Genomic DNA, 20,642 nt, shown 5'->3' on the forward strand with positions numbered 1-20,642 from the left:
CCTTTTCCGAGTTAATGATTATTCGTTTAAACATACGAACATATAGTCCACATGCCTAGGCATGTTAATAACTCTTGCTTATAAGCACTCTTCTTCCAACGCCCCAACCAGTTCCTTCAATAATTCCACTGAAGACCTTAATGAAGCGGAATAATATCGCTGTGTGCCCTTCTGTTCTACGGAGATGAGCCCTTTTTCAAGCAATAACTTGAGATGATGAGATATAGCAGGCCGGGATAGGCTGAACTGCTCTGTAATTTCATTCACTGTCATGCTGCCCTTCTCACTAAGAGCAAGTAAAATTGCCTGACGATGATTGTCGCTAAGTACCTGGAATAAGGGGATGCAGGTTTGAAAAATAGATATCGCTTTTTGTCCCATGGTTTCACCTCTATTATATGTCTACAGATATCACAATTGTCACGTCTGTTGGTTTAAACATTTGAACCTAATGACTATAGTTTACTCCAGCATCCCGCTAACAGCAAGCCTTGTGCGATAAATTTTAGACTAACTCATATAAAGCGCTTCCATACTACCATACAAGTATGGTAGTATGTTCTTGAAGGAGTTGAGATTATGGAATATCCCCCTAGGTCTTCGTCCAAAGCCGAATTATTATCATCCTTAATTAACCCGTCTTCTCTGAACAAACAGGCATTCTCTTCTCGTGAGGCGGTCTATACGACGTTGAAGCAGTTGATTCTGAGTTTGAAGCTGCCTCCCGGTACTGCCATCTCGGAGAAAGAGATCTCGCTTGAGTTCAATGTAAGTCGGACCCCTGTTCGAGAAAGCTTTGTCCGATTAGCGCAGGAAGGTCTGCTGGAAGTCTATCCGCAGCGAGGTACCTATGTATCTCTGATTCAGGTTGATCTCGTGGAGGAAGCACGTTTCATGCGTGAGCAGCTTGAGCGTGCCGTCATACGGCTCGCGTGTGTCCAATTTCCAGATGAACACATGAAAATATTGGAGCAGAACCTTGCGCAGCAGCAGGAATGCATACTTGAACCGGATGATGAACGAATGTTCGGATTGGATGAGGAATTCCATAGTACTCTCTTTGCAGGCTGTAACAAAAAAAACACCTGGTCCGTGATCCAGCATATGAACGTGCATCTGAACCGGAGTCGAATGCTCCGTCTGTCTTCGGATCATCATTGGGATCATTTGCTCGAACAGCATCGATCCATGGTTCAGGCGATACAACAGCACAATGCCCAAACGGCGGAGCACATTATGCAGGAACATCTGCATTTGACCGTTACGGATCTGGCTGTCCTGCGGGATACATACCCTTCCTATTTTCAATGATGATGGATCTACCTGTTCTTTAAACTAATCTTGATGAGGTGAATGTGATGAGAATGGTTTTTCGCTGGTTTGGAGAAGGCAATGATACCGTAACACTTGACCACATCCGGCAGATTCCCGGAGTCGAAGGCATTGTATGGGCGCTGCATGATGTTCCGGCAGGTGAGGAATGGCCCATGGACAAAATTCTGGCAGTCAAAGCTGCTGCAGATCAGGCCGGGTTACATCTGGATGTCGTTGAGAGTGTTAACATTCATGAAGACATCAAGCTCGGTCTGCCTACACGAGATCAATATATTGAGAATTACAAAAAAACGATGGAAAAACTCGCCCAGGTAGGCGTTAAAGTGATCTGCTACAACTTCATGCCGATCTTTGATTGGCTGCGTACCGATTTGCATAAGGAGATGGAAGATGGCTCTACCGCCCTCTTCTACGAGAATAGCAAAATCGCCGATATTGAACCGCTGGAATTGGTTCGACGCATTACCGAAAATTCCGCATTGACGATGCCCGGCTGGGAACCGGAACGATTGCAGTATTTAACAGGTCTGTTCGAAGCCTATAAGGATGTAACAGAGGAAGATATGTGGGAACACGCTCGTTATTTCCTGCAGGAGATCATTCCTACTGCTGAACGGTTAGGTATTCGAATGGCCATTCATCCGGATGATCCGCCTTGGCCGATCTTTGGTCTGCCGAAAATTATTACGAGTCAAGACAATGTTCGCAGATATCTGAACTTGTATGATAGCCCTTACAATAGTGTAACGTTGTGCAGTGGCTCTCTTGGAGCTAATCCAAACAATGATATTATCGGTATGATCCACGAGTTCAAGGACCGTATTCCTTTTGCTCATATCCGTAATGTAAAAATCTATGATAATGGAGACTTTATCGAGACATCCCACCGCAGTCAGGATGGAAATGTCGATATTGCCGGTGTTGTGGAAGCCTATCACGATATTGGATTTGAAGGTTATGCACGACCGGATCATGGACGTCATCTCTGGGGAGAACAATGTAGACCGGGATATGGACTCTATGATCGGGCTCTGGGAATTATGTATCTGTGGGGCGTTTGGGACTCCCTGCAAAGGAGGTCAAAAGCATGAGTGAATATACCAAAGAAAGATCAACTCGTCTGGAAGGCAGAACAGCTGTAATTACTGGCGGGGCAGGTGTTCTATGTCGTTCTATGGCTGAAGAGCTCGCGCGACATGGCGCAAGTGTAGCCATTCTGAACCGTACCGTATCCAAAGGGGAAGAAGTTGTTGCAGCAATTGAGTCTGCGGGTGGAAAAGCGATCGCTGTAGCTTGTGATGTGACCCAGACCGATAGTGTAATAGCGGCAGCAGCTGTTGTTCAGGAGAAGCTTGGACCTTGCGATATCCTTATTAACGGAGCGGGTGGCAACCATGCCAGCGCCAATACCACGAATGAAATTTTCAGACAGGAAGATTTGGAGCAGCCGGATATCACTACTTTTTTTGATGTAAGTGTCGAGGGATTCCGTCAGGTGATGGATCTGAACTTTGTTGGGTCCCTCATCCCTACCCAAATCTTCGCAAGACAAATGATTGAACGTGATGTTCCAACTACCGTCATTAATATTTCGTCCATGAGTGCCCCTTCGCCCATGACCAAAGTTCCTGCATACAGTGCAGCCAAAGCGGCGATTAACAATTTCACGCAATGGCTTGCGGTACATCTGGCCGAATCGGGAATCCGAGTAAACGCCATTGCACCAGGATTCTTCCTGACTGAACAAAACCGTAATCTGCTGCTTAAGCCGGATGGCTCGCCGACCGAACGTTCAAGTAAAATCATTGCGCACACGCCAATGCGTCGCTTCGGCAAACCGGAAGATCTTCTAGGCACGCTGATGTGGCTGGCAGATGAACGTCAGTCCGGTTTTGTTACAGGTACGGTTATTCCTGTAGATGGTGGGTTTATGGCTTACTCGGGTGTATGACCTCTATTCTATTTACTATTCCATGGATTGACCGAATTAAAGATATGTAACGAATGATTAACCGAAGCCTGGAGCACTTAGCCAGGTTTCGGTTTTTTGCGTTCAAGAATAAGATTATCCAGCCTAGGAAAAGCTTGTTATAGCCCACAAATATGCTGGGTGGAATTAAAGAATGGCTTCAAGCATTCACATTTTCAATCTGTAAGATGAAGCGAAGGAAGGTGATACATACATGATGGAAGAAACATGGGTTGTTGCTGTGCGATCGATTATCGCCTTTCTGACCCTGATCATCTATACCCGGGTGCTAGGCAAACAACAAATGGGCAACTTGACGTATTTTGATTACATTAACGGTATTACGATCGGTTCCATCGCAGGTACATTTGCGACCGATCTATCTTCCAAGGCGTGGATTCATTTTGTGGCCTTGACCATTTTCACCATTATCACGATTATTTTTCAGTATATTACGCTGAAAAATCGTACCATCTCCAAACTGATGGACTCTGACCCCACACTGATCATCCAGAATGGTAAAATTCTCGAACAAAACCTGAGTAAAATGCGTGTGAAATTTGACGAATTGACCATGATGCTGCGGCAAAAGGATGTATTTGACATCACTACGCTGGATTATGCCATTCTTGAACCGGACGGCAGTCTCTCTGTTGTGTTGAAACCAGAGAATCAACCGGTAACCGCGAAGGACATGCATATGCATCCTGCCAAGAGCAAGCTGATGACCGAGATTATCATTGATGGCGTGCTGATTAAGCAAAATCTGGAGGAACGAAACAAAGATACGAACTGGCTCAGCGAGCAGCTTAAAAAGCAAAAAGTGACGATACAGGATATTGCTTTTGCCGCCATATTGCCTAACGATAAATTGTATATTGATCTATTTAAAGATAAGATCACCGAAAAAATCGATATGGGCGATTATGAGGGGCCTTTCTAAATTTACATGAAGGAGGCGATTGAATGAAATCGCGTTTCTGGTTGCTGTATGTGCTTCCGATCTGCCTCATTCTTGTGTTCGTTGCGATAATGGCAAGCGGAGCCCTTCTCAAAAAGCCCTTTGGTGCTGATGATCGCTTGCTTGAATCTGTACAAACATTGCAGAAACAGGTTGAGGGCAAAAAATGGACTGAAGCCAAGTCCCAAATCGATTACGCGATGAAAGCCTGGGACAAGATCGTCAATCGCATACAGTTCAGTGTGGAGCGTGAGACGATTTACGATATTCTGGGTACCCTTGCAAGGATGAAGGGCGGTATTGCCGCAGAGGATGATAAGGCGATCATGGAAGAAATTTATTACTTTTATGTGTTATGGGACAATCTTGGAGATTGACACGAAGACACGCAAAAAGGCACTCTCCTTTAATAAAAAAGGAAGTGCCTTCTCTGTTTTCTAAACATTACGCCCGCGTAATCCACGGGATTTTGACGTGCGGACTGTGCTTTCTTTTCGGAAAAAGAGCGTCAGTGCTCCCTTCGCACACCACAGTGCAAACAGTGCAAATAACGTTCCCCAGAACAGTGCCGGGAGAAATGTCTGCTGAGCCAGATTGGCTGCATCCCCTGCCCGGGAAGGCTGTGTCCAGGACATTAGCCCAACATACATGGCACTAACTACGGACTCTTCCAGTGTGAGGAAAGCCAGTAACAAATAATAGAATTTCGCGATTTTGGCACCAAAGATCATAATCACAACATTCAGCGCACTGAAGCCTGTAAGCCAGAGCATGCCGAATTCTCCCCTTACGTAGAAGAGAAGCGACACAAGAGCTACACCCGTCATAATGCCGAGCCCCCACATGTGCCGTCCTTTCCGGTAAAGATAGAATAACAGCCAGGCAAAGAGAGATGCCGTGACATAGCCCGCCAAGGAAACCAATATAGATCTGCCTGGTGTCAGCATGGATGAATATGTAACGCCACTGTGATCAGCGTATAACTCAATGCGCAATACTTTGCCGGATAACAACAGCGTTACCAGTGCATGGCCAAATTCGTGTATCATCGTATCCAGGTTACGGAACAATGAAGAAAATGGGATAAAGCGGGTCAGTAGCGCTGAACCCACCAGAAACAGTATGGTTTTGAGCCATTTATTCAATCAGGTCCTACCTCCTTGCTTCCGAGTAAAAATACCTATCACTATACTACGTGGCTACATTATAATCGTTTCGATCCATGAAATGTGCGGCGCAATATTGCATCCACCAGCAGAAACTCCGGTTATGACCTATGAAAAAAGAAGACAGATCATATCGACCCGTTCCTGTCTCCAGTGTGGCAAGCAATCTATTGCGCATCTGCGACAGCGCATAAGTCACAAATCGATCGGCTGCCTCATTTTGTATAAGTGTAACATAGGCATAAAGGGAATGATCTATCGGCTCATCGAGCGGGCTCACACCAGCACAAGAAAACTCGGTACGTACGCCCGCTCTGTGAAGCAAAGTCAAGGCATTAACTAACTCAGCATCCACTTCGACATCGTTCCAAATCTCCGTTCTCTTCGCTGCCACGGTCTGCTTCTCGCGTTCCGTCCACTGCATTAACTCCAGCTTGCGTCTTCTCCATAGATGGGCAGGCTGCTGGCTTAATAGTACTTCCTGTTCTTCATCTGAATCCATAAGGCGTTTCCTCCCGTTCCCCGCATGATCTCCGTCACATTGAACAACGAAAAGAGCACATCCCTGTGCTCTCTGCGTGGCCAAAGGCAAAGGAATGGCTGTGCCATTCCTCAGCATGTTGTATTATTGTACCTTTTTCGATGACGGGCATCAAATGGGTTCTCTTTTTTCGTAAATTCAACTTGTTAAAGTAGCAAAACCGCTATTCATTCAGTGCCAGTTTCAGTGCCTCCAAATTCTGCCGCATTACGCCGATGTAATCCATTCCTGTAGCAATTTCCTCTTCCGTCAACCCTTCAATCGGGTTCAATACTGCCGTTTTGGCCCCTACTTCACTGGCGATAGTCTCTGACACTTTGGATGAAACCAACGTTTCAAAGAAAATCGTCTTCACCTGATGCTCCTTGGCAAAATCAATAACGGATGCCATTTGCGCTGCGGAAGGCTCTTGTTCAGGAGACAGACCGGCAATCGGTACTTGCTGCAGACCGTATTCCTTTGCAAGATAACCGAACGCAGCATGCTGTGTGATGAAATCTTTACGTTTGCTGTCTGCTACAGCTGCCTTGAAATCCTGATCCAGTGCCTCCAGTTTGGCAACATAGGCATCGGCATTTTGCTTGAATTGCTCTGTATGTTCAGGCGCAGCCTGTGCGAGTCCAGCCTCGATATTTCGTACTTCCTTCACGGCAAGTGCAGGTGACAGCCAAACGTGGGGATCAAGTCCACCGTGATCATGATCATGTGTATGTCCTTCTTCTGCTTCGGCGTCATGATCGTGATTATGCTCCTCTGTTGTCGCTTCATCCGCATGGTCATGCGTGTCGGTTGTATCGGCATGTTCGTGATCATGCTCCTCTTCTTCCGATCCTTCCAGCAGATCGATCCCATGACTCGCTTCCACTTGAATGAGTTTGGCATTGCTCAGACTATCCGTAACTTGATCGATCCAGGATTCCATTCCCGCCCCATTATAAACAAGCACATCCGCTTTTTCGATGCTCGCAATATCCTGTGGTGTCGGCTCCCAATCATGTGGCTCCATACCCGCAGGAACGAGTGTATGAACATTAGCCAGATCACCCGCTACATTTTTGGTGAATTCATACATTGGATAAAAGCTGACTTCAACGTTCAGTTTGGCCTCTTCGGTCTCTGCAGGTGCTGGCGTGTTAGCCGAGCTGGTACTGGAATCGGAAGCGGACTGATTTTGTCCACAACCGGCTACGATAAGTGTAAGACTGAATAATAGTGCAAGAGCTGATTTTTTATTGAATTTCATGTGGCGTATTCTCCCTTGAATGTATGAATAGAGTTGCACGTTGTTGTTTTCTCTCTTTACGATGACGTTTACGGTTATATCGTCCAATCAGCTTTTGTGCTGATATACCAATCAATAGAAAGACCAACAGGATGAGAGCAATCGTTCCTCCCGGTGGTGTGTTTAGATGGTAAGAGGTTGTTAGTCCGCTAAAAATACCAATTAATCCAGTGACGACAGCAATAAGGATCGCTGCCGCAAAGCTGCGTGACAATCTCAGTGCCAGGGCAGCGGGCAGTACAATTAAAGCAGACACAAGCAATACGCCGACAATCGGCATGGCTGAAGCAACGGTCATTCCTGTCAGAATGGCAAATGCAAAGGATAAACCTTTAACCTGAATGCCTCCAATGGAAGCTGTCTCTTCATCAAACGTCAAATTGTACAGTGGCCTTCTGAGCACGATGAAAAAAATCAGTCCGATGACGCACACAGCCGCCATAATCCATAACTGCATATCACTAACGGCAACGATGGAACCGAACAGGTAAGAGCTGAATGTCTTGGACAGATTGGTTTTCAGACTCATGAGCACCACAGCAAGGGCCAGACCCGACGTCATAATGATCGCTACAGGCACCTCGCTATATGTCAGGTAATTTCGCCGGAGTTGTTCCACCAGCAATGCGCCGATAATCGCAATCGCAAATCCACAGATCACCGGATCTAGGTTCATCACAGAACCCAGGGCAACCCCTGCCAATGAAACATGGGACAACGTATCCGCCATTAGCACCTGCCGTCGCAGCATCAGATAGACTCCTAAAATTGGAGCAATGACTCCGATCAGTCCGCCTGCCCAGAAAGCACGCTGCATGAATTCGTATTCAAACACTGCCATTCCTCACTTTCTTGCCGCTCAAGAGTAATCGTCCGGTCCAACCGGTTGCCCATCTCTTCTAATCCGTGGGTGACCATAATAATGGTCAGTCCATGAACGTCTGCATAATGGCGCATCAGATCATAGAACCCTTCACGGCTGCGCCGATCCATGCCTGTAGTCGGCTCATCCAGCACGAGTACCTGCGGCTGGCCTGCCAAGGCTCTGGCAATGCAGATTCGCTGCTTTTGTCCACCAGATAGTTCTCCAACCCGGGCGTTGCGATATTCCCACATGCCGACTTCCCGCAAGCTGCGTTCCACAATGGCTTCCTGCTCGGATGTGAATCTGCGGAACAAGCCGAGTTTGCGGTAACATCCGGATCGCACCAGTTCGATCACCGTACTGGGAAATCCACTGTTGAATGATGCTACCTGTTGAGGTACATATCCGATGTTCAACTTACTGCCACGTACGGACTGCACATTCATATGTACCGTGCCGCTCCAGGGCTGTAACAGCCCCAGCAGCAATTTCAGCATGGTTGTCTTCGCAGAACCATTCGGTCCTGTAATGCCGACAAACTCCCCCACATGGATATCCAGCGACAGTTGGTCAATGACTGGCTCTTTGCCGTATCCGAATACCACATCACGCATGGAAGATAGAATCATGGCTTTTCCTCTTTTCGTAAATATTACGATTTAAAAACGACAAAAAAAAATTATCTTGTTTCCCGGTGAATGGTCATTTTCTTTAATCGTGGTGAATACTTCTTCAATTCGATCCGTTCCGGATGGTTACGCTTGTTCTTGGTTGTTGTATAGTTGCGATCTCCGCACTCGGTGCAGGCTAAGGTTACAATGACTCTCATGGATATGGCCTCCTTTGATCTATTTAATCGTAATAATTACTATTTAATGAGTTTAGTCCATGCTTTTATGTTTGTCAACCCTTCACCTACTAAAGTAAAATTTTGTATGCACATCACAATTTCATATGATATACTGCTTTGGTATCATTATAATTTACCTACGGAGGAACTAGATGAAGATCAAAAAATCAACTTTTATTGGGTCATTGGTAGCATGCAGTTTGGCATTCGGTGCCCTGGGTGTGGCAGCTTCAAACGGAATTCAGGATATTGAAGCAGCACTCGACAGCAACATTAGCTTTAAAGTAAACGGTTTGTCTTGGACACCCAAGAATGAAGCTGGAGACAAACTGAATGCATTGGTTTATGACGGTGATGTTTACTTGCCTGTAAGTACCACAGCAGAAGCATTGGGAGCCAACGTATCTCTGAATGTTAGCAACAAAGTTGTAAGTATTACTAATTCAGGTAGCGGTAAGTCTAGTAGTTCAAGTAATAATAACAGCAGTACAGGTACTAAAGGTTCTGAAGATTCAAGTAAAACAAGTAGTTCGAGCACTTCAGGCTCAATCAAGATGACTGGAACTGATGCTCAGATGATAGCCAAATTGCAAAAAGAATCTCTAACACTGATTAAAATGTATGGTAAAGCACTTAAAACGGGCAGTACTAGTGAGTTTGATAAATACATAGATGACAAAGTCATTGAAAATGCCGAGATTGACTTTTTTGATCGAGGCAAGCAGTATCAAAAAGATAAATTCAAGACTAAAGTTAAAGGTCTCATTGAAGCAAATGATAAAAAAACACTGACCAAATATGCAGATCAATTGATTAACATCAAATCAGCTGATTTTAAAGTGATTTCAATGAATGACAAAACCAAAATAAGTCAAAGTTACAAAGCCATTTATTATCCACAAGGGTGGACGGGTTCTTTTGGAGTATATCTTTCCTTTGTGTTTAGTCCGCAAAAAAGCGGCAACGGCGATTTTTATCTTGGCGATTTGTACTTTAGCTAAAATCCTTAATCCAATACAATCATTGATCTTCAGGTGCACCATTGAACTTGAAGATCTTTTTCTTTTCACTTCAACTCCATGCTGGAAATGGATCTTTCAGTTCTCGCCAGTTCATCAGCATCTCTTCTTCGGTTAGGAGTGTCTCATCTAACGTCCGTTCGATCTCCAGTCGGTCCATGTCTATCCCGATGAACACCAGTTTCGTAACCCGATCGCCCCACTGCTCATCCCAATCCGGAATCGGCGGAAGAGTATCACCAAAATGCATTTGTCGCTCTTCGTCACTCATCGCGCCTACCCACAACCCTGCTGGTCCCAACTGCTTGGATGTTCCCGCATGACTGAACGATACCGCCATATGGTTACGTGTAGCCAGCCACATTAAACCTTTGGAACGTACAATGGTCTCGGGCCATTTCGCAATCCAGCGAAGCAAACGCTCCGGATGAAACGGACGTTTCCGATGGTACACAAATGAGTGAATGCCATACTCCTCTGTCTCGGGTGTGTGTTCTTCCTTCATTAATTCGCGGATCCAACCCGCAGACTGGCTTGCTTTTTCAAAATCAAACCGTCCGGTATTCAATATCTCCCTCGGGTCAATCTGTCCATGTGTGGTGCGAATAAGTCGGGCTTCCGGCTGCATCGCGTGTAGTGCTTTCTCAAGTTTGAGTAATTCATCTTCCGATACCAGATCACACTTGTTCAAAATCAGCACATCACAGAATTCAACCTGATCCGTCAGCAGATGAACGATCCCTCGTACATCGTCCTCTCCGGCTTCCTGGCCCCGATCCTTCAACGTTTCTTTGGAATAGAAGTCGCGCCAGAACTGGGCAGCATCCACTACTGTCACCATCGTATCGAGCCGCGTAAATTTCGTTAAATCGATCCCCAGCTCTTCATCAATATACGTAAATGTCTGGGCAACGGGGACTGGCTCACCAATACCTGTCGATTCAATCAATATATAGTCAAAAGAACCATCCAGCGCAAGCCGCTCCACCTCTTTTAGCAAATCCTCACGCAGCGTGCAGCAGATGCAGCCATTGGACATCTCCACCAGCTTCTCATCAATACGTGACAATCCACCACCATCCCGGATCAAACCAGCGTCAATATTAACTTCACTCAGGTCATTCACAATGACAGCGACTCGCATACCCTCTCGATTATGAAGCACATGGTTAAGTAATGTCGTTTTGCCTGCGCCCAGATATCCACTTAAAACCGTCACCGGAACTCGGGGTAGTACTTGTTGTTGTTCTGTCATTTTAATTACTCCCTTCCATTTATCCTCTTAAAACTAAAAAAATCGGAATGCTATGTAGCTTACACTCTACCGATGGGCTGAAAAATAATCATTAATTAATAGTAATTATTACGATTAATAAAACAAACTATAACTGAACATCGTTTCTTTTGTCAACATTAGAAGTTTTTAAGGTCCAGATATGTAAATCGTAAAAATGTTGATTAATTACTGCGAACGAGTATGATGGGGACGGTACAAGCATATATTTTACCAAAGTTCCGGTTCTGGAGGTTTATCCCATGAAAATGGCAGCCAATCTTAAGCTCCTGTCATTCCTGATTCCCTGTGCATTTCTTGTTCCCGTGTTGATCACGATGGCTCCCAATCTGAAAGGAGCATGGAACAGCGAAGCCTTACAAAATATGAAAACAGTATTCATCAGCATTTTCCTCGAAGCCGCTCCCTTTCTGCTCATAGGGGTGCTGTTATCTTCGCTAATGCAATGGTTTGTATCTGAGGAAATGATTCGCAAACTAACGCCTAAGAACCCCGTCGGAGGTGTGCTGGTAGCGGGTCTGCTGGGAATCGTTTTCCCCATCTGCGAATGTGGCATGATTCCGGTCGTGCGACGGTTGATGCATAAAGGCATGCCCCCCTATATCGCGGTGACCTTTATTCTTAGCGGCCCTGTAGTAAATCCAATTGTCTTTACCGCGACCCTGCTCGCTTTTCCTTCCCATCCCGAAATTACGATCGCCCGTATGGGACTGGCCTTTGCTGTAGCAGCTGCGATCGGTGGTCTGGTGTATATGTTCGTCCGCCAGAATCCATTGCGTAAACCGAAGGCTACAGTGACGGAGGTCAAGACACATCCCGGATTTAAAATGGCACAGCCTCATTCCCATTCTACCGATCATGATCACGTGCACGATAAAAACTGGCGCAGCTTTTTCATCCATGCGGGTGACGAATTTGTTGATATGAGCAAATATTTGGTGATTGGTGCTCTAATAACAGCCTGCATTCAAACCTTTATCAGCCGCAGTGATCTCATTTCTCTGGGTAACGGGCCTGTTGCCTCCTATGCCTTCATGATGGGTTTTGCGTATGTATTGTCTCTCTGTTCGACATCCGATGCGTTCGTAGCCTCAGCCTTCTCTCACACGTTTGCGTTAGGGCCGCTATTATCCTTTCTCGTTCTCGGTCCAATGCTTGATTTCAAAAGCACATTGATGCTGCTCTCCACCTTCCGCACCCGGTTTGTTCTTGGCTTGAGCCTGGTGATTATTGCGTTGGTTTTCGCGGGATCGTGGTTGATTAACCTTTTGGCATGAGCATGTATGAATGTATTATCTGATCAAAAGAGGTGATTACATGAACCATCCTGGTTATACAGTGACCAAAGCTCCGGTTACCAAATCTCACCCTATCCAGTGGCATAACCTGATTCGTGCGCTGTGGATCGGCGGGCTCGCCTTATACATCATTCATTTGAATACAACGGATTCTCTTCATTATTACTTGGCGCCGACGATGCAGCGATTGCTACTCTGCTGCCCTGTTCCCTTTTTGTTCATTGCCGCCATCATGGCCTGGCACGGACTATTCGGTAATAGCCAGCTCCATTGCGACTGTGAGCATCCGCCTCCTTCAGGATGGGGACGCAGCTCGCTGATGTATGGATTGATTGCCATTCCATTAGTACTTGGTTTTCTTTTGCCGGATCAGGCACTAGGCAGTTCTATGGCCAGTCAAAAAGGCATGTCCCTAACCTATGGACCTCCGGAAATTCGGCGAAAAGAACCCTTATCTGATACAGTAGAACTGGACATTAAAGATCTATCCAAAAAAACTGCAAATGTTGAATCATCTGTGCCTGCCACGAAAGTACAATTCGTTCCCCCGGATGAGTACAGTCGTGAATTTGCCGAACTGGCAGAGAAGTTATATGCGGAATCAGTCATAAAGATATATCCTGAAATTTTCTCCGAGACATTAGGTTCGATCGATATGTTCCAACGACAATTTGCAGGCAAGGCTATCAGCCTTACCGGGTTTGTATATCGAGACAAAAGTATGGAGCATGAATCTCATTTTGCATTAGGGCGATTTCTCGTGATGTGCTGCCCAGCAGACGCGGCACCCTTTGGTGTGATGATTCATGTCCCGAATGCAGACAGCTATCCTACAGACAGCTGGGTACAAATCGATGGCACCATTGGTTCTGCTCAAGTGAATGGTGAGGACACCATTGAGATTCGGGCGACGAAGGTAACTCCGGTCGATCAGCCATCTACCCCATACATTTATACCAGTGCAGATTCAGTTGTGACGTATGATGAATTGCAAAATAAATAAGAAAAGCCCCGAAGCTATGGAATGCATAACTTCGGGGCTTTAAATTTTATTCCGGCATCAGGTTAACCTTGTATACCTGATATATTATTCAGTTACGATATCATGCACCAATACAGGAGCATCCGCATGATCTGCAATAGTAATGTTCTCTTTGATCTTCGCGATTACGTCTGCTACGTCTTCACGATTCGCATGGATGGTTACGAGTGATTCACCAGCTTTAACCTGGTCACCCACTTTTTTGTTGAGCATCAAGCCCACAGCAAGATCGATCTCGGATTCTTTTGTTGCACGGCCTGCGCCGAGCAGCATTGCTGCAGTTCCGATTTCATCAGCGACGATACCAGCTACATATCCGTCTTTATCCGCTGGTACTTCAACCAGATATTTCGCTTGTGGCAAGCGATCTGGGTGATCTACAACTGAAGCGTCTCCACCTTGATTTGCCAGGAAGTCCTTGAATTTCTCCAGCGCTTTACCGTTCTGGATCACTTCTTTCAATTTCTCCTCAGCATGCTCCAGGGAGTCTGCTTTACCAGCAAGGAATACCATTTGACGTCCAAGCGCCAGACAGAGTTCTTCCAGATCCTTCGGTCCTTTACCTTGCAGCGTAAGAATGGCTTCTTTCACTTCAAGCGCGTTACCGATAGCGAGGCCCAGTGGTTGGGACATATCGGAAATGACAGCCATTGTTTTACGTCCTACATTGTTACCGATGCTTACCATGGCATGTGCCAGTTCTTTCGCATCTTCTGTTGTCTTCATGAATGCACCAGCACCCGTTTTGACATCTAATACGATCGCATCGGCACCTGCTGCAATTTTCTTACTCATGATGGAGCTTGCGATCAGTGGGATGGAGTTAACGGTAGCTGTAACGTCACGCAATGCATAGAGCTTTTTGTCTGCCGGCGTGAGGTTGCCACTTTGCCCGATAACGGCTACTTTATGTTCGTTAACGAGGCGGATGAACTCTTCTTTCTCCAACTCGACGTGGAAACCTGCAACAGATTCCAGTTTGTCCGTTGTACCACCAGTGTGACCCAATCCACGTCCGGACATTTTGGCAACTGGAACATCCAGAGCAGCAACAAGCGGTGCCAGTACCAGCGTTGTAGTATCGCCAACACCTCCTGTGGAGTGCTTGTCTACCTTGATACCTTCGATTGCGGACAGATCAATGGTCTCGCCCGAGTTCACCATGGACATGGTCAAATCTGCGCGTTCCTTATCAGTCATATCCTTGAAGAATACAGCCATCGCCCAAGCGCTGACTTGATAATCAGGGATTTCGCCTTGTGTGTATCCTTGAACAACAAAATCAATCTCAGCTGTTGTCAGTTCTTTTCCGTCGCGTTTCTTAGCAATAATGTCTACCATTCTCATGATGATCTCTCCTTCGTTGTGGGTGATTTGTATAGAACACTTTGTTGTTAGTCCGTTACGGACCCGGATCGTTCTTTCGATCGCTGTTGTCTCCAAGTTTTTTTTATCCATTTTGTAATGGAGAAAACCTGGAGACAAAGGCGAACGCTTCGCTTCTACAGAATCGATTCCGATTCCTCCACTACGCTCGTGGAACAAAAGTTTCGATTAAAATCAATTGATACTGATAAATTAAGTGATTTTTACAGCGTAATTGCTGTTTCCAGTGCTACGACCATCATGTCGTTGAACGTTTTTTGGCGCTCTTCGGCGGAAGTCTCTTCACCTGTCAGCAAGTGGTCACTTACAGTCAGGATCGTGAGTGCGTTTACGCCAAATTTGGCTGCGAGTGTGTACAGTGCAGTTGTTTCCATCTCAACGCCCAGTACGCCGTGCTGCATCAATTTCTCAGTCACGGAACGATCGTCACGATAGAAGGAATCCGAGCTGAATACGTTACCGACGTGAATTTTCATGCCTTTGGCAGTTGCGCGGTCATAGGCTTCTTTCAGCAGTGAGAACGACGCGATGGGGGAGAAGTCATATCCACCAAATACGAGCTTGTTCATGCTGGAATCGGTACATGAAGCTTGAGCAAGGATAACATCACGAACACGTACATGTTCTTGCATACCTCCGCAAGTTCCGACACGAATCAGGTTTTTTACACCGTATTCGCTGATCAGTTCGTTAGCATAGATGCTGAACGATGGAATCCCCATGCCCGAGCCTTGCACCGAGATACGGTGTCCTTGATATGTACCCGTGAATCCGAGCATTCCTCGAACTTCGTTGTAACAAACGACATCTTCAAGGTACGTATCTGCAATAAATTTTGCACGCAATGGATCTCCTGGCAAAAGGATTGTTTCTGCGATATCTCCGGGTTTAGCTCCAATATGTGTACTCATGATTAAATCTCCTCCAGTTATCCATATGATTGAATGAAGGCCAGGAACCGGAACAGCCGAAGGTGTCCCCGTGGTTATCCTGTCCAACTTTATGTTTCAAGAAAATAACAGCTTTCCCCAAGTTCAGTTAAAGATAAAAATGTTGACTATTTCAAATCCTTCAGGAAGCTTGTGCCATATTCAGGCAGTTTCACTCCGAAGTTCTCAGCTACAGTTGCTCCAACATCCGCAAACGTACTGCGCAGTTCAAGCTTTTTGCCCCCACTGAAGCGTGGAGAGTACACAAGCAGTGGCACATACTCACGTGTATGGTCCGTTCCGCGGTAGGTTGGGTCATTACCATGGTCAGCTGTGATGAGCAGCAGATCATCGTCTGTCATTTTGCTGAAGATCTCTGGCAGACGAGCATCATACTCTTCAAGTGCTTGAGCATAACCTTGTGGATCACGACGGTGACCGAACAGGGCATCGAAGTCAACCAGGTTCAGGAAGCTGAGTCCAGTGAACGCCTCATCCATCGTTTCGGACAGTTTGTCCATGCCATCCATGTTGGAGACGGTACGTACAGACTTGGTTACACCTTCGCCATCGTAGATATCTGCGATTTTACCCAAAGCGATCACGTCAAATCCACCATCTTTAAGTTCATTCATCACGGTACGGCCAAAAGGTTTGAGCGCGTAATCATGACGGTTAGCTGTACGCTTCCAGTCACCCGCTTCACCTACAAATGGACGTGCAATAATGCGGCCCAGCATATACGGATCTTCAAGTGTAATTTCACGGCAGAACTCACAGATTTCATACAGTTCTTTCAGTGGAACAACATCCTCATGGGCTGCAATTTGCAAAACCGAATCCGCGGATGTGTATACGATGAGCGCGCCAGTTTCAACATGCTCTGCACCCAGCTCATCCAGAATTTCCGTGCCGCTGGCCGGTTTGTTACCGATCACTTTACGGCCTGTTTTTTCCTCAATGCGTTGAATCAACTCATCCGGGAATCCGTCTGCGAACACGCGGAATGGGGTATCAATGTAAAGACCCATCAGTTCCCAGTGACCCGTCATGGTGTCTTTTCCTCTGGATGCTTCCTGCATCTTGGTGTAAAAGGCTTTTGGTGCATCCGCTACAGGCACACCTTCAATGTCCTTAATATTGGACAGTCCAAGACTGGCCATATGCGGCATCTTCAATCCTCCGCGTTCACGTGCAATGTGACCAAAGGTGTCGACATCGAAATCATCGAATTCCGCTGCATCCGGCGCTTCACCAATTCCCACTGAATCCATAACGATCAGATGTACTCTTTTGAATGTTGACATAACTTAAGCACTCCTTCCAATAATCCGGCTTTTACAAGAACAGTCCGGCGATGATCGCAGACAGCACGCTGACAAGCGATGCACCGTAAAGCAGTTTCAGACCGAAGCGGGCCACCACATTACCTTGTTTCTCATGAAGTCCCTTCACCGCACCGGCAATAATACCGATCGAGGAGAAGTTGGCGAACGATACGAGGAAGACGGATACGATACCTGTTGTTCTGGCAGACAATGTAGTCTGTTTGGTCAGATCAAGCATGGCAACGAATTCGTTGGATACCATTTTGGTAGCCATAATACTTCCCGCTTGAATCGCTTCTTTCCACGGAACACCCATAATGAAGGCAAATGGTGCAAACACATAACCAAGCAGTTCCTGGAACGAAATGCCGAGCACTGCACTGAAGATCCCGTTAACCAGTGCGATCAAAGCAACAAAACCGATTAACATTGCTGCTACGACGATGGCAACTTTGAAACCATCCAAAATGTACTCGCCCAACATTTCGAAGAAGGATTGTTTTTCCTCTTCCTGTACTTCCAATATATCTTCTTCCTCGGAAACCTCATAAGGATTCACGATGGAAGCAATGATAAAACCGCCAAACAGATTCAGCACAAGTGCCGTAACCACATATTTCGGATCAATCATGGACATATAGGCACCGACAATCGACATCGATACCGTGGACATCGCCGAGGCACACAAGGTGTACAGCCGATGTTTCGGCAGCAACCCAATTTGTTTTTTCACAGAAATGAACACTTCAGATTGCCCCAATACAGCCGAAGCAACCGCGTTATATGATTCCAGTTTGCCCATTCCGTTGACTTTGCTTAATACCAGACCAATATATTTTATAACAAAAGGTAAGATTCGGATATACTGCAATATCCCAATGAGCGCTGAGATGACGACGATCGGCATCAATACACTGAGGAAGAACGGCGCGCCCCCACTGTCTGCACCAACGGTAGTCAAGCCACCGAATACAAATGAGATACCGTCATTTGCATAGCCAAGCAAACTTTCAAATACAGTCGCGAAACCGCCAATCAAAAACGTACCGATTTCTGTGTTCAACAATGCGTATCCCAATATAACTTGCAAAACAATCATGATAATTAGTGGACGATATCGGATCTTCTTCTTACCGTTGCTGACCAGATAAGCTAGTCCAAAGACAACAAGTATACCAAGAAGGGCAATTAGGAATTTCATTCTATCTCTCCTTTGAAGGTAGTTAAGCCGGATGATCATTCAGCTCAAAGGTTTCCCATATATGTGATGAATTAACCTTTCAGAAAACGGTTGAAGCGCTTACAATAAATTCGGTTTTTTATAATTCTGTTTTAATTAAAAATATAGAAAATTTGGATCAGCTTTAAAACTTGTTCTCCACATCCATTTATAGATATGAAGAACAAGTTAAACCCTTTTAAAGCATCCAAGCATTCCATCTAGTGGAATTTATCGAGCTAAGTTACTCACGATTTAATAATTAGATGTAGATTGTTCGCCTTGCATGATTTTCACACCGGAACTTGCGCCAATCCGAGTTGCTCCTGCATCGATCATTTTTTGCATGTCTTCCAGACTACGCACACCGCCGGAAGCTTTAACGCCTACATCTGGACCTACGGTACGACGCATCAAAGCGATGTCTTCTGGTGTTGCTCCACCCGTAGAGAAACCTGTGGACGTTTTGACAAAATCAGCTCCAGCTTTTACTGCTGCCTGACATGCACGTACTTTCTCTTCATCCGTCAACAGACAAGTTTCGATAATGACTTTCACCAAAGCTTTACCCGCTGCTGCTTCAACAACTGCACGGATATCCTGTTCAACAACGTCATCTTTACCATCTTTCAAAGCACTAATGTTGATGACCATATCCACCTCAGTAGCACCTTTAGCAATCGCGTCTTTAGTTTCGAATGCTTTGGTCTCGGAAGTGGAAGCTCCCAGAGGGAAACCAATAACGGTACAAATATCTACGCCAGTACCTTGAAGCTGTTCAGCAGCATAAGCAACCCAGCCTGGGTTAACACATACAGAAGCAAATTGATATTGTTTCGCTTCTTCGGTCAATTTGGCCATTTCACTTTGTGTTGCATCTGCACGAAGCAAGGTATGATCTATCATTTTGGCTAATTGTGGTGTAGTCAATTAAATCTCCCCTTATCTGAACTAGTTATTTTCTATATCCCTACCCTAACATGAACATATGTAAAAATCAATATGAACTTTTGTTCATCATTGAAATCTTAACACATTCCATGGAAACTTCATTAAACAAAAGGCTTCCCTCACCAAGATGAAATCGTACAGTATAGCTTCTGTCTAAGAAAGCAAAACATCCGCCCATGTCGCGTGGCAGATGTTGTCATCCATTGAATTATAATCGGAGCAAAGCCTGAGCTGTGTATTGATCTGTTACCAAAATGTTGGCGTAATGACCTTTGAGCGCAGCATGAATGGCTTCTATTTTACGTTTTCCCCCGGCCACGAGAATCGATTTTTCCTTATTTCGCAGCTCGGCCAGGTCAATTCCGACGGTTCTGTTGTTAATCTCATCACTGATCAAGCGGCCCTCGGCGTCAAAAAAACGTGAACAAATGTCACCTGCACCTGAATGCATCAGCAATTGCTGTTCTTCATCATTAAAGTACCCCAGTCTGAACAAAAGTGCATCTTCCTTCACTGTACCTACGGTAAACATGGCAATATTCGCCTGTCGGCCAAGCTCCACGATCCTGCCAATATGTCGGTCTGCTTCTACCATTTTTTTGACTTCAATGTTATCGAAGATCACGGGCAAAGGCAAATATCGGGGAACCGTATGGAAAGCTTCCGCAAATAAATGAACAATTTCTGCCGCATACGTATTCACGTGGGAATGACTTACGCCTCCCTTAAGTTGAACCACTTCCACGCCTTTGACTTGCTTGGGACGAAGCTGACGGGCTACGGCGTTCATGGTTGTCCCCCAGGTTACCCCAATAATGTCCGCATCTTGCACCGTATCTTGTAAGTAATCTGCTGCTCTTTTGCTAATATGTTTCAAAATTTCTTCATCACTCTTCAACGGGGCAAAACATACAAGCGCAGTATCCAGATTATACTTGGCCTTGAGTTCCCCGGCGATAATGTCGATATCCTCCAGCGGGTCCATAATTTCAATGCGAACGTAACCGCGATCTTTCGCATACTGAAGTAACCGAGATACCGTTGGACGTGACACGCCCAGCCTGACCGCAATATCCTGCTGGCTGTAATCCGACTGATAATACAATTTCGCTGCTTCAATGCTTAATCGTTGCTTCTCCAGATCCATTCCCATATGCGCTCATCTCACTCATTCCTATTATCGTTCGATTCACCTTACACCATTGTA

Annotated in this window: 22 protein-coding genes; 8 read left to right on the top strand and 14 right to left on the bottom strand. The window is 45.7% G+C overall.

Features of this window, described 5'->3' with window-relative positions; all coding sequences use genetic code 11:
• Positions 1-78: 78 nt before the first annotated feature.
• Positions 79-381: a helix-turn-helix transcriptional regulator gene (locus CRO25_RS18255; protein ID WP_063563882.1), complete on the bottom strand. Its 303-nt coding sequence runs from the start codon at positions 379-381 to the stop codon at positions 79-81.
• 198 nt (positions 382-579) lie between these two features.
• Between CRO25_RS18255 and CRO25_RS18260 the strand changes: the two genes are divergently transcribed.
• The 5 genes from CRO25_RS18260 (at position 580) to CRO25_RS18280 (ending at position 4,642) form a co-directional block, all read left to right on the top strand.
• Positions 580-1,311, top strand: coding sequence for a GntR family transcriptional regulator (locus CRO25_RS18260; protein WP_079695958.1), 732 nt, complete (start codon positions 580-582; stop codon positions 1,309-1,311).
• A gap of 47 nt (positions 1,312-1,358) precedes the next feature.
• The gene (gene uxuA, locus CRO25_RS18265; protein WP_063563883.1) at positions 1,359-2,426 is read left to right on the top strand and encodes a mannonate dehydratase; all 1,068 of its coding nucleotides are present in this window, start codon (positions 1,359-1,361) and stop codon (positions 2,424-2,426) included.
• The gene (locus CRO25_RS18270; protein WP_079695959.1) at positions 2,423-3,286 is read left to right on the top strand and encodes an SDR family oxidoreductase; all 864 of its coding nucleotides are present in this window, start codon (positions 2,423-2,425) and stop codon (positions 3,284-3,286) included. Before uxuA ends, CRO25_RS18270 begins: the two co-directional genes overlap by 4 nt.
• 232 nt (positions 3,287-3,518) lie before the next feature.
• Entirely contained in the window at positions 3,519-4,247 is a 729-nt protein-coding gene (locus CRO25_RS18275) for a DUF421 domain-containing protein (RefSeq protein WP_079695960.1), read from the top strand.
• 23 nt (positions 4,248-4,270) lie between these two features.
• Positions 4,271-4,642 (top strand): DUF4363 family protein, encoded by a 372-nt coding sequence (locus CRO25_RS18280; RefSeq protein ID WP_063563885.1) that lies wholly within the window; start codon positions 4,271-4,273, stop codon positions 4,640-4,642.
• A 60-nt stretch (positions 4,643-4,702) separates the two neighbouring features.
• Here the strand turns inward: CRO25_RS18280 and CRO25_RS18285 are convergent, their stop codons facing one another.
• The 6 genes from CRO25_RS18285 to rpmG all read right to left on the bottom strand — a co-directional run bounded on the left by CRO25_RS18285 (position 4,703) and on the right by rpmG (position 8,948).
• Positions 4,703-5,410, bottom strand: coding sequence for a M50 family metallopeptidase (locus CRO25_RS18285; RefSeq protein WP_064638081.1), 708 nt, complete (start codon positions 5,408-5,410; stop codon positions 4,703-4,705).
• A gap of 46 nt (positions 5,411-5,456) precedes the next feature.
• Positions 5,457-5,933, bottom strand: coding sequence for a hypothetical protein (locus CRO25_RS18290; protein WP_079695961.1), 477 nt, complete (start codon positions 5,931-5,933; stop codon positions 5,457-5,459).
• Between the two features lie 202 nt (positions 5,934-6,135).
• Complete coding sequence (locus CRO25_RS18295) at positions 6,136-7,215, bottom strand: metal ABC transporter substrate-binding protein (RefSeq protein WP_079695962.1); 1,080 nt, start codon at positions 7,213-7,215, stop codon at positions 6,136-6,138.
• Positions 7,202-8,095, bottom strand: coding sequence for a metal ABC transporter permease (locus tag CRO25_RS18300; protein WP_079695963.1), 894 nt, complete (start codon positions 8,093-8,095; stop codon positions 7,202-7,204). The genes CRO25_RS18295 and CRO25_RS18300 overlap by 14 nt, the downstream gene beginning before the upstream one ends.
• Positions 8,041-8,748 carry a metal ABC transporter ATP-binding protein gene (locus CRO25_RS18305; protein ID WP_079695964.1) on the bottom strand — a complete coding sequence of 236 codons (708 nt, stop codon included), beginning with the start codon at positions 8,746-8,748 and terminating at the stop codon, positions 8,041-8,043. Before CRO25_RS18305 ends, CRO25_RS18300 begins: the two co-directional genes overlap by 55 nt.
• Positions 8,749-8,798: 50 nt before the next feature.
• Positions 8,799-8,948, bottom strand: a complete 150-nt coding sequence (gene rpmG / locus CRO25_RS18310) for a 50S ribosomal protein L33 (RefSeq protein WP_024631975.1) — start codon at positions 8,946-8,948, stop codon at positions 8,799-8,801.
• Positions 8,949-9,121: 173 nt separating this feature from the next.
• On the opposite strand from rpmG, the gene CRO25_RS18315 reads away from it, so the two are divergent.
• Positions 9,122-9,970: a stalk domain-containing protein gene (locus CRO25_RS18315; protein WP_072732938.1), complete on the top strand. Its 849-nt coding sequence runs from the start codon at positions 9,122-9,124 to the stop codon at positions 9,968-9,970.
• 70 nt (positions 9,971-10,040) lie between these two features.
• Here the strand turns inward: CRO25_RS18315 and CRO25_RS18320 are convergent, their stop codons facing one another.
• Entirely contained in the window at positions 10,041-11,243 is a 1,203-nt protein-coding gene (locus tag CRO25_RS18320; protein ID WP_079695965.1) for a GTP-binding protein, read from the bottom strand.
• A gap of 281 nt (positions 11,244-11,524) precedes the next feature.
• Here CRO25_RS18320 and CRO25_RS18325 point away from each other — a divergent pair, with 281 nt between their 5' ends.
• Together CRO25_RS18325 and CRO25_RS18330 are read left to right on the top strand one after the other, a co-directional pair.
• On the top strand, positions 11,525-12,559 hold the full coding sequence (locus CRO25_RS18325; RefSeq protein WP_079695966.1) for a permease: 1,035 nt from the start codon (positions 11,525-11,527) through the stop codon (positions 12,557-12,559).
• 40 nt (positions 12,560-12,599) lie between these two features.
• Positions 12,600-13,583 (top strand): TIGR03943 family protein, encoded by a 984-nt coding sequence (locus CRO25_RS18330; protein ID WP_079696158.1) that lies wholly within the window; start codon positions 12,600-12,602, stop codon positions 13,581-13,583.
• Between the two features lie 84 nt (positions 13,584-13,667).
• Here CRO25_RS18330 and CRO25_RS18335 read toward each other — a convergent pair whose 3' ends face one another.
• The 6 genes from CRO25_RS18335 to CRO25_RS18360 form a co-directional block, all read right to left on the bottom strand.
• Positions 13,668-14,969, bottom strand: a complete 1,302-nt coding sequence (locus tag CRO25_RS18335) for a pyrimidine-nucleoside phosphorylase (RefSeq protein ID WP_064638097.1) — start codon at positions 14,967-14,969, stop codon at positions 13,668-13,670.
• 242 nt (positions 14,970-15,211) lie between these two features.
• A complete protein-coding gene (gene deoD / locus CRO25_RS18340) occupies positions 15,212-15,919 on the bottom strand; it encodes a purine-nucleoside phosphorylase (protein ID WP_076288673.1) in 708 nt (235 codons plus the stop codon).
• Positions 15,920-16,065: 146 nt separating this feature from the next.
• Entirely contained in the window at positions 16,066-17,244 is a 1,179-nt protein-coding gene (deoB, locus tag CRO25_RS18345; protein WP_063563895.1) for a phosphopentomutase, read from the bottom strand.
• Between the two features lie 31 nt (positions 17,245-17,275).
• Positions 17,276-18,466 carry a NupC/NupG family nucleoside CNT transporter gene (locus CRO25_RS18350; protein WP_053780590.1) on the bottom strand — a complete coding sequence of 397 codons (1,191 nt, stop codon included), beginning with the start codon at positions 18,464-18,466 and terminating at the stop codon, positions 17,276-17,278.
• Positions 18,467-18,739: 273 nt separating this feature from the next.
• Positions 18,740-19,390, bottom strand: a complete 651-nt coding sequence (gene deoC, locus CRO25_RS18355) for a deoxyribose-phosphate aldolase (protein ID WP_063563980.1) — start codon at positions 19,388-19,390, stop codon at positions 18,740-18,742.
• A gap of 253 nt (positions 19,391-19,643) precedes the next feature.
• The gene (locus CRO25_RS18360) at positions 19,644-20,582 is read right to left on the bottom strand and encodes a sugar-binding transcriptional regulator (protein ID WP_063563981.1); all 939 of its coding nucleotides are present in this window, start codon (positions 20,580-20,582) and stop codon (positions 19,644-19,646) included.
• Between the last annotated feature and the right edge of the window lie 60 nt (positions 20,583-20,642).

It is taken from the genome of Paenibacillus sp. RU5M (assembly GCF_900221055.1).
Lineage (GTDB): Bacteria > Bacillota > Bacilli > Paenibacillales > Paenibacillaceae > Paenibacillus > Paenibacillus marchantiae.

Bases quoted from the DNA above. Each gene is read 5' to 3' on its own strand.
- CRO25_RS18255 (WP_063563882.1), bottom strand. From the start codon at position 381: ATGGGACAAAAAGCGATATCTATTTTTCAAACCTGCATCCCCTTATTC.
- CRO25_RS18260 (WP_079695958.1), top strand. From the start codon at position 580: ATGGAATATCCCCCTAGGTCTTCGTCCAAAGCCGAATTATTATCATCC.
- uxuA (WP_063563883.1), top strand. From the start codon at position 1,359: ATGAGAATGGTTTTTCGCTGGTTTGGAGAAGGCAATGATACCGTAACA.
- CRO25_RS18270 (WP_079695959.1), top strand. From the start codon at position 2,423: ATGAGTGAATATACCAAAGAAAGATCAACTCGTCTGGAAGGCAGAACA.
- CRO25_RS18275 (WP_079695960.1), top strand. From the start codon at position 3,519: ATGATGGAAGAAACATGGGTTGTTGCTGTGCGATCGATTATCGCCTTT.
- CRO25_RS18280 (WP_063563885.1), top strand. From the start codon at position 4,271: ATGAAATCGCGTTTCTGGTTGCTGTATGTGCTTCCGATCTGCCTCATT.
- CRO25_RS18290 (WP_079695961.1), bottom strand. From the start codon at position 5,933: ATGGATTCAGATGAAGAACAGGAAGTACTATTAAGCCAGCAGCCTGCC.
- CRO25_RS18295 (WP_079695962.1), bottom strand. From the start codon at position 7,215: ATGAAATTCAATAAAAAATCAGCTCTTGCACTATTATTCAGTCTTACA.
- CRO25_RS18300 (WP_079695963.1), bottom strand. From the start codon at position 8,095: ATGGCAGTGTTTGAATACGAATTCATGCAGCGTGCTTTCTGGGCAGGC.
- CRO25_RS18305 (WP_079695964.1), bottom strand. From the start codon at position 8,748: ATGATTCTATCTTCCATGCGTGATGTGGTATTCGGATACGGCAAAGAG.
- rpmG (WP_024631975.1), bottom strand. From the start codon at position 8,948: ATGAGAGTCATTGTAACCTTAGCCTGCACCGAGTGCGGAGATCGCAAC.
- CRO25_RS18315 (WP_072732938.1), top strand. From the start codon at position 9,122: ATGAAGATCAAAAAATCAACTTTTATTGGGTCATTGGTAGCATGCAGT.
- CRO25_RS18320 (WP_079695965.1), bottom strand. From the start codon at position 11,243: ATGACAGAACAACAACAAGTACTACCCCGAGTTCCGGTGACGGTTTTA.
- CRO25_RS18325 (WP_079695966.1), top strand. From the start codon at position 11,525: ATGAAAATGGCAGCCAATCTTAAGCTCCTGTCATTCCTGATTCCCTGT.
- CRO25_RS18330 (WP_079696158.1), top strand. From the start codon at position 12,600: ATGAACCATCCTGGTTATACAGTGACCAAAGCTCCGGTTACCAAATCT.
- CRO25_RS18335 (WP_064638097.1), bottom strand. From the start codon at position 14,969: ATGAGAATGGTAGACATTATTGCTAAGAAACGCGACGGAAAAGAACTG.
- deoD (WP_076288673.1), bottom strand. From the start codon at position 15,919: ATGAGTACACATATTGGAGCTAAACCCGGAGATATCGCAGAAACAATC.
- deoB (WP_063563895.1), bottom strand. From the start codon at position 17,244: ATGTCAACATTCAAAAGAGTACATCTGATCGTTATGGATTCAGTGGGA.
- CRO25_RS18350 (WP_053780590.1), bottom strand. From the start codon at position 18,466: ATGAAATTCCTAATTGCCCTTCTTGGTATACTTGTTGTCTTTGGACTA.
- deoC (WP_063563980.1), bottom strand. From the start codon at position 19,390: ATGATAGATCATACCTTGCTTCGTGCAGATGCAACACAAAGTGAAATG.
- CRO25_RS18360 (WP_063563981.1), bottom strand. From the start codon at position 20,582: ATGGATCTGGAGAAGCAACGATTAAGCATTGAAGCAGCGAAATTGTAT.